We start from the raw sequence: 8,102 nt of genomic DNA, 5'->3' as shown, positions 1-8,102 counted from the left end.
GCAAGAGCGCCAGCATTCAATATGTTAAATACCATCTCAGGATCTAGGCCTATCTTTTTGGCAAAAGCTAAGCCTTCAAGATAAGCTGTCAAAGAAGTAGCGAAAGCCTCGTTGTTCACGACCTTCACATAGGATGCCTTCGGAACATCGCCCAAGTATATTGTCTTCTTTGAAATCTTTTCAAATGAGTTTGTACACGCTTCAAAAGCCTCTTTATCGCCAGCAGCGAGAATTACAAGTTCGCCCTTTTGGGCAGGAATCTTGCTACCTAAAACAGGAGACTCTAAAAATAAAGCGCCCTTTTCTTTAACCATGTTGCGCAGCTCTAAAGAATAATTTGGATGAACTGTGCTAAAGTTCACTACAATTTTTCCCTTTCCTAAAATTTCTAAAAATCCTTCTTTACCCTCACTCACAGCCCTACAAGCTTTCACATCGGTTAACATCATAAAAATCAAGTCACTTTTCTCGGCAAGCTCTTTTGGAGTGCTGCAAAATTTAGCCCCATTATTTTCTAATTCTTTTGCCTTTTCTCTTGTACGGTTAAAGACATACATACTAAACCCTGATTTTAATAAATTATTTGCCATTCCAGAACCCATAATTCCAAGCCCTATAAAACCAATATTCACAACATTCACCTCCAATAATTTATATACACTTAATTTTATAACAAAAGAACTCAAATTTACTTTTTTAAATTTATCTTTATTTACCCTCAAAATGTCTTTTCAAAATTATTTCAAAGTCAAATACATACAGCTAGTTGATTGGGTATATGGTTATATCACAAGAGAGGTGTTGTTTGCGTTTAAATGTATTGCTTTTCTCTTTATTAACAACAAAGTCATATCTGTTGTAATTAGTGAATTTATAACAACCTTGATGTAATATAAATATTATAAATTTATAAAATCAAATTATTTGGCATTTGATTAAAAATTTAAATATAATCATGGTATTATTATGACAGAAAAAAATAATTTTTTCGAAATAATTACCAAAACAAATGAAATTTTTCTGCAAAATATTAATAATCCAGAAGTTCTAATTGAAAAACTTCTTAAAACTATTGCTGTAGATTTTAAACTTAAGCTTATCTGGTTCAGAATAATAAAAAATGACGATATTCTATTTTCCAAACCCTATGACCCAGCTTCTGAATACATAAACCAGAGCAAAGAATATAAAAAGAGAATGCTCCAAACATCATTGAGTGTAATTAAAGAAAGAAAACCTCTAATAGCTAACGATCCTTTATCAGACAAAAGATGCGAATATGTACATGAAAATGCCAGGAAATATAGCCTAAAATCTACCGCAGTATTTTCCAATCTTACCAAACGATAAAATCTCAGGAATACTGAGCATTTATTCTGACGAAGTAGGCTTTTTTACTACCAGAAAGATTGAAATATTGTCCAATCTTGCCAGCACATTTGGCGTTGTTTTAAGCATGATAGAAAATATGAAGGAAAGAATTCTTGTGGTATTACTCCAACATTGAGAAATATAAAAATTTTAAGACATTTAAGGATATTAAAACCAATCGTGTAGCTTTACATAAAATTACCGAAAAACTATTAAACGAACTGAGCGATAAGAACGTACTTAATAAAAGTTTAGAAAATCTCAAAAAAGAGCATATAAATTAAACAATTTAGTAGATAGCCTTGGAACTTGAAAGCTTTTGTTTGACACCTAAACTTTAGCAGTTATATATTACCTGCTTTTAAAAACAACCCTACTGCAAGAGCTAACCCTAAAACTATTATAAAAACCCTAAGTAGTTTTTCGTTTACCCTGTGAAGCGCATATGCACCAACCTGACCGCCAATTATAGCACCTATAGATGCTACTATTGCCTGGGTCCAAGCAATATCCTTTGAAAAGAGAAACACTGCCACCGCCGATGCGTTCATCACAGCAGCCAAAACGTTCTTTGTAGCCCCTGCATTTCTCACGGCAAGTCCAGAAAGAGTAAGGGTAGCAAGCATCAAAATACCAATTCCTCCCCCGAAATATCCTCCATAAATTGCTATTATAAATTGTAAAAAAACAGTTTTCATTGGAGACATATAAGATTGTGATTCAGTATTTTTTCTGAAATAACTCCCCCAGATAAAAACAAGTGTAGCAAAAAGGACCAGCCACGGCACAAGATATTCAAAGATTTTTACAGGTGTCTTAATTAATAAAAATGCCCCAATTATTCCGCCAACCAAGCTAATTAAAAACAACATCTTAAAAGAAATACGAGGTAAATCTGAAACGTGTTTTTTACCAGCAAGTCCTGTAGTAATTTGACCAGGAAAAAGAGCTATAGTTGATGTTATGTTTGCGGTCCTTGCATTTAATCCAGTAAACATAAGAGTTGGCAGAGTTAAAAATGAACCTCCACCTGCAAGGGCATTTTGAATACCTGCAAAAAAAGATACCACAAATAATATTAAATAGATAAAAATATTAACATACCACCTTTAATTTTTAACTTAATTTTACCATAAGTATAATATAATTTATACATTGTAGTCAATATAAATAATTTTATTTTACTTTGTAGAAATAGACTAAGAAATTATAATCGAAGCAAAATTTCTGTTAGAATAATCTTTATAAAAGTAATAAGATCATAAACGAGGAGTAAGGATGCATTTTAAAAGCTTAGACGAAGTAGACAGACAAATCTTAAAACATCTCTTGGAAAATGGACGACTAAGTAATGCAGAGCTTGGTAGAAAGTTAAACCTCACAAGAGCTGCAGTAAGGGATAGAGTAAATAAGCTTATAGAAAATGGAATAATTGATAGGTTTACCATAATAATTAATCCGCTAAAGGCTGGAAGAAATATTTCAATGTATTTTGAGATTGAAGTAGAGTGGCCCAAAATTAATAAAGTAGTTGAAGAATTATTGAAGAAGGAAGAAATAACTAATATATACCAGATGAGTTCTTTTCCGCACCTACACGTTCACGCCCTATTTGAAGATCAAACTCATACAAGCAATTTTATTGAAAGTTTGAAAACAATTGATGGAGTGAAAAGCTTAAGATCAGAAATTATAATCAAAAGATTCAAAGAAAGAGGATCAATTTTAATTTAGAACTTTACCCAGTTTTTGTTTTTTACGCTTGTTTGAAAAAAATCTTTTATAGCATCCCACTTTGGATCAATGTCAACAAAATTTTCTTTATTAGCATCTTCAAAATATGTTAAAGCTTTTAAAAAAATACCAAAATTAAAATTTTTATACTTTATTCTTAAAAACTCTTTTAAGATACATAGATCCCAAAAATTTTTCTTCATTAGATACCATAAATCAAAAAAATCCTTTTTGCTTCCTCTTTGTGTAATTGCCAATGCTTTCATACAAGCTATGTCTACATCTGAGGCAAGTGAAATTTTTAAATTCTCATCATAATCTAATTTTTTAATTAATGGATAAGGAAATTCAAAAAAAGAAAATTTAACATTAAAAACTTCAAAAATTGCAGTATCTTTGATATTTTCCAACCAACATACGTTTAGCCTGTCAATTTTTTTGGTAAGCCTTAAAATATCAAAATTAAAACCTGGAATAGTAAAAAAATCAAAGTCTTCAGAATGCCTGTGATTATACTTTATTGTAATAGCAGTCCCACCTGCCAGGTAAAAGCCCTCATCTATCCCATAATTCAGAACTACTTCTAAAGCACTTAGCTGCTGCCTCGTCAACTTCATCGTCTGATACTCCTAAAATTAATTTCCAAAAACTTCTATTTTTCTTTTTAAATCGATGAATATTTCTCAAAAAAACGTCTTTTAAAATGCCTTCACTATATTTAGATAAAATATCTCCTGGATCAGCATAAAGCATCTTTCTGATTAGTATTTCTTGATCAGAATTTATTCCATCCCACCTATAAATTTTTTCATTAATCTTCTTGCTCATTTAACATGATTTTAGCACAATATTTCTAAAAGCTCTGTGCAGCATCAAGCGCAAGAATTTCGCCGTTTCGCAAAACTTTAAACTTAACTGGAATCTCATTAGAAATAACATTTGCCATAGAAGGTATATCTCTCACTGCTTTATCATTAATCTCTAAAATTATATCTCCTACCTTTATTCCTGACTCCTCTGCCAAACTATTTGGCTTTATGTTTAATACCTTCAAGCCATTATAAGTCTCTCCAGTATCAGTTGAGTATGAAATTGATTTTACGTCTATGCCAAGACTGGCTTTGCTTAAAATTTGAGGTTTTTGTTGATTTGTATCTGATACTAATTTCTCTTTTCCATAATTAAAGTTTGGTACTGTCATAGAAAGATTTAAAAAGGTCTTGTTTCTATAAACCTTTACATTAAACTGTGCACTCTCCTTTCCCTCCACACCATTCTGGATAAGTCCAACAAAACCCATATTGTCTTTCACTTTTTCACCATTGACTTCTGTAATAATATCATTTGGCTTAAAGCCTGCTGTATCAGCAGGCGAAGTGCTCTCGACACTCTCTACAAATGCACCATAATTTTCACTCCAGCAAGTATCTTTTTTTAATTTATCCATCTTTTTTTCATCTACAAAATAATCAATACCAGTAGGTGTATACAACTTAGACCCAGCTGCTAAAGCAAATGTACTTATTACATCGCTAAGTTTTTGAGCAGTCTCTAAATCTTGAGTCCTGAAATATTGGAAGCTTGGATCCTGATGAGATAGAACTACCACTACGCACCATTTAAAATCCCTATCAAGATTAGGTAAGTAATAAATAAACGCATCCCTGACCTCAGTAAGATTTATAACAGAAGTCTCCTGCTGATCGCCATATACTCCAAAAACTCTTAGACCGTATTTATCAGCATCAATCTTTGTAGGAATATATCCCAGCCATGTTGAAAATTTCTGAGAAGCCATTAGGTTTGTAAGAATAGATTTTGCTAATTCAACAGAACTTAAAACCTGAGGTTTATACCATTTTGGTTCCCATTGCAAATCTTTTGAATTTAGTTCTACAGCAAAGGATACACTCGAAAAAATCATTAAAAATGCAAATAAAAAAATTAAAATCTTAGCCCTCATTTAACACCCTCCTTAAAACTGGTTAAGATAGAATATTAGCATAGAACTATAAAAAATACAAATAATATATAATTAATTTTTAATATGGTATAGAACTAACAATAAAAAATGGACAGCATTTTAAATTGTGCTGTCCATCGGATAAGCTGTGTTGCTCTTTATTTAAGAGCTTCTTTTATCAACTCAGCAATGTGCCTTACTTTCACATTTCCACCCTTTTTATCGATTAAGCCCTTAATTTGAAGAACGCAAGCTGGGCATCCAGCTAGCACAATATCTGCCTTTGATTCCATTATATCCTTGTGCTTTTGATCGGCTAACTCTCCTGAGATCTCTGGAAATTTAACTGAATATGATCCAGCCATACCACAACACTGATCACAGTGCTTCATTTCTACAAAATCTATTCCTGTTTTGTTTATTATATTTCTTGGTTCTTCAAAGATCCCCAAAACCCTTTTCAGATGACAGGAATCATGATACGTTACAAGACCCTTTCCTTTGAGAGATTTTAATTTCATTTCTCCCTTTTCACAAAGCTCATTGATATACGAAGTATATTCTTTTATTCTCTTACTAAACTTTACAGCAATCTCATAGTATCTTTGACTATCCTTCATCAATTCTGGGTATCTCTCCCACATCTCTACACCAGTCGGACAGGCTAAAACTATGAAATCTGGATTTTCCTTTTGCATAGCATCAAGATTTTGCATAGCAACCTTTTTAGCACTTTCAAGGTCCCCCATTAAGAACATAGGCGTACCGCAACATGTCTGACCTTGAGGAAAGTTCACTTTAAAACCTGCACAATTAAGGCTCTCGACTACCGCTTCCCCAATCTCAGGATAAGCAAAATCAATTAGACAACCACTAAAAAATGCTATTTTTTGCTTTTTTGTTTCCCTTTTTAATTTCAACCCCTTAAACCTTTCTCTAAAAGGTACTTCCACAATAGCGGGCAAAGACCTATCCTTTGTGTATCCTGACAAAAACATGGGTAAGTTTCTAATAAACGCTCCATTCTTAAAGGGCTTTTGGGCAAGACTCGCCATTCTTAACACACTATGGAAAAGCTGCCTATTTGACATAATATTTTGAAATACCACTTTGGGTAGTGTAGGCAAACCAGCTTTTTTTACGCTCCTTTTTCTCATCTCTACTATGAGTTCAGGGATATTTATCTTACCAGCACACACCTCAGTACACCTTCCACAAGTAAGGCAAAGCTCTTGAATCTGATCTGCAGTATTTTTGCTGCCAATGAATGAATTCAAAAGAGCACCAATACCGCCACTATAAACATGGCCATATACATGACCACCCAAAAGCGCATACACAGGACATACGTTAGTACAGGCAGCACACCTTATACATTGATAAAGTTCTTTAAAAACTGGATCTTTTGCCATATCCAGCCTTCCGTGATCTACTAAAATTATATGCAATTCTTTTTTCTGTACTGAAAACGAACCATCAGAATTTTCAACTATTGCCTCTGATGGTCCAGAAATTAAGTTTACATAGCTTGTTAGAACTTGAGCGGTTGCATTTCTTGGCAGAACTCTCAAAATAGGTATAACATCTGACATTTTTTCTACTAGCTTCTCATAACCAACTAATATAACGTGAATTCTTGGCAAAGTAGCAGTAAGCCTTCCATTGCCCTCATTTGTTACTATGAAAAGAGATCCATTTTCTGCTACTGCAATGTTTGCTCCTGATATACCCATATCAGCTTTCAAAAACTTTTCTCTGAGCTGAACCCTTGCTGTATGAACCAAAAAGGGTATATCTGGCTCTATATCCTTTCCTAATTCCTTAGAAAAGTAATCGGCTACCTGTTGTCTATTTAAGTGTATAGCAGGCATAACCATGTGTGAGGGTTTATGCCCTGCAATCTGAATTATCCACTCACCCAAATCAGTTTCCTGAGACTCTATTCCTTCTTTTTTAAAAGCCTCATTTAGCTCTACCTCTTCAGACACCATAGACTTGCTCTTTACTACCAGTTTGACATCTTTCTCTCTGCAAAGTTTCATAATGTAGTCGATAACGTCTTTGTCCGTTTTTGCTCGGTAAAATATAGCACCCCTTTTTTCTGCTTCTCGCTGAAACTGATCAGCTAATTTATCTAAATTTTTAACTACGTTTTTTTTAATATTAGCAACTTGTTCGCGCAAATCCTCTATGTCATATCCTTCGAAAGCCTTCGCGCGTGCTCCTGGATATACTTCGGAAAAAGTTCCCAAATTTTTTCTTTGGACAGTATCCTTTAATTTATCTTTTATCTTATCTTTAAGCTCTTTAGTAATCATTATTTTTCCTCCTCAACAAAAATTACTACCAACTTGCTGGGTCCATGCACGCCAATAGTTAAAACTCTTTCAATATCTGCAGTCCTACTAGGTCCTGTAATAAAACTTATATGACCACTCTCAAACTTTTCTCCGAAAATTTCAAATAGCGATTCAAAATCCTTTACAATCCTGTCTGATTTCACAAGAGCTATATGAACGTTTGGCATTGCAGAAACTAATCTCTTCCAAACAGGATATGACCACTCTATAACAGATCCTGTTTCAGCAAGCGCACATTCCATTTCAGAAATACCAACATCAGCAATACCTGCTTCTTTCTTTCCACCTTCGAAATATAAATTTATATTCATATCTTTTGTAATCTTATCAATTTCAAGTCTATCAATTAGATCCGATTTAAAAGCAATAATATTTTTAACATTTTCTCTTTTAAAAATCTCTTGGAAAATTTTTTTTGTATCCTTTAAGTTTGTGATATAAACCTCAGAAGAAACTGCTTCAGCTCTCCTTTTAAAATCTTCAAAAGAACCTTTCTCAACCTTCCCGCTAAACTTTTCATCCCACAAAACTGTTTGCATAAATACCTCCAAAAACATATTTAATATATTGTAAAACCAAATTTATAAAATTGTATAATTTAAATTATTGAAAAGTTCAGAATTGTATAACATTGGTATTCCAGTTATCTTTCCCGAATCAGATTATATATATAT

General features: G+C 33.0%; 9 protein-coding genes (1 of these 9 cut by a window edge). 2 read left to right on the top strand and 7 right to left on the bottom strand.

The window, feature by feature from the left end; translation table 11 throughout:
- A protein-coding gene (locus tag TDSAC_RS03915; protein ID WP_267894116.1) for an NAD(P)-dependent oxidoreductase crosses the window boundary here: on the bottom strand, positions 1-641 show its 5' portion. Its footprint begins 226 nt before the window's first position; 641 of the gene's 867 nt are visible here — the first part of the coding sequence; the start codon lies at positions 639-641; the stop codon falls past the left edge of the window.
- Positions 642-966: 325 nt separating this feature from the next.
- On the opposite strand from TDSAC_RS03915, the gene TDSAC_RS03910 reads away from it, so the two are divergent.
- On the top strand, positions 967-1,350 hold the full coding sequence (locus TDSAC_RS03910) for a hypothetical protein (protein WP_108308974.1): 384 nt from the start codon (positions 967-969) through the stop codon (positions 1,348-1,350).
- 365 nt (positions 1,351-1,715) lie between these two features.
- Here TDSAC_RS03910 and TDSAC_RS03905 read toward each other — a convergent pair whose 3' ends face one another.
- Positions 1,716-2,459 (bottom strand): sulfite exporter TauE/SafE family protein, encoded by a 744-nt coding sequence (locus TDSAC_RS03905; protein WP_422822123.1) that lies wholly within the window; start codon positions 2,457-2,459, stop codon positions 1,716-1,718.
- Between the two features lie 190 nt (positions 2,460-2,649).
- Here TDSAC_RS03905 and TDSAC_RS03900 point away from each other — a divergent pair, with 190 nt between their 5' ends.
- Positions 2,650-3,105, top strand: a complete 456-nt coding sequence (locus tag TDSAC_RS03900; protein ID WP_108308972.1) for an Lrp/AsnC family transcriptional regulator — start codon at positions 2,650-2,652, stop codon at positions 3,103-3,105.
- Here the strand turns inward: TDSAC_RS03900 and TDSAC_RS03895 are convergent.
- The 5 genes from TDSAC_RS03895 to TDSAC_RS03875 form a co-directional block, all read right to left on the bottom strand.
- Positions 3,102-3,722 carry a nucleotidyl transferase AbiEii/AbiGii toxin family protein gene (locus TDSAC_RS03895; protein WP_108308971.1) on the bottom strand — a complete coding sequence of 207 codons (621 nt, stop codon included), beginning with the start codon at positions 3,720-3,722 and terminating at the stop codon, positions 3,102-3,104. The genes TDSAC_RS03900 and TDSAC_RS03895 overlap by 4 nt on opposite strands.
- Positions 3,661-3,933: a hypothetical protein gene (locus TDSAC_RS03890; protein ID WP_108308970.1), complete on the bottom strand. Its 273-nt coding sequence runs from the start codon at positions 3,931-3,933 to the stop codon at positions 3,661-3,663. Before TDSAC_RS03890 ends, TDSAC_RS03895 begins: the two co-directional genes overlap by 62 nt.
- Before the next feature lie 25 nt (positions 3,934-3,958).
- Positions 3,959-5,068, bottom strand: a complete 1,110-nt coding sequence (locus TDSAC_RS03885) for a PDZ domain-containing protein (RefSeq protein WP_108308969.1) — start codon at positions 5,066-5,068, stop codon at positions 3,959-3,961.
- A 158-nt stretch (positions 5,069-5,226) separates the two neighbouring features.
- On the bottom strand, positions 5,227-7,386 hold the full coding sequence (gene ldhH, locus TDSAC_RS03880) for an L-lactate dehydrogenase (quinone) large subunit LdhH (RefSeq protein WP_108308968.1): 2,160 nt from the start codon (positions 7,384-7,386) through the stop codon (positions 5,227-5,229).
- Positions 7,386-7,967 (bottom strand): LutC/YkgG family protein, encoded by a 582-nt coding sequence (locus TDSAC_RS03875; RefSeq protein ID WP_199919906.1) that lies wholly within the window; start codon positions 7,965-7,967, stop codon positions 7,386-7,388. Before TDSAC_RS03875 ends, ldhH begins: the two co-directional genes overlap by 1 nt.
- Positions 7,968-8,102 lie beyond the last annotated feature (135 nt).

The sequence above is a fragment of the Thermodesulfobium acidiphilum genome (genome assembly GCF_003057965.1).
Classification (GTDB): Bacteria; Thermodesulfobiota; Thermodesulfobiia; order Thermodesulfobiales; family Thermodesulfobiaceae; genus Thermodesulfobium; species Thermodesulfobium acidiphilum.
This window is presented reverse-complemented; position numbering and strand designations above follow the sequence as displayed.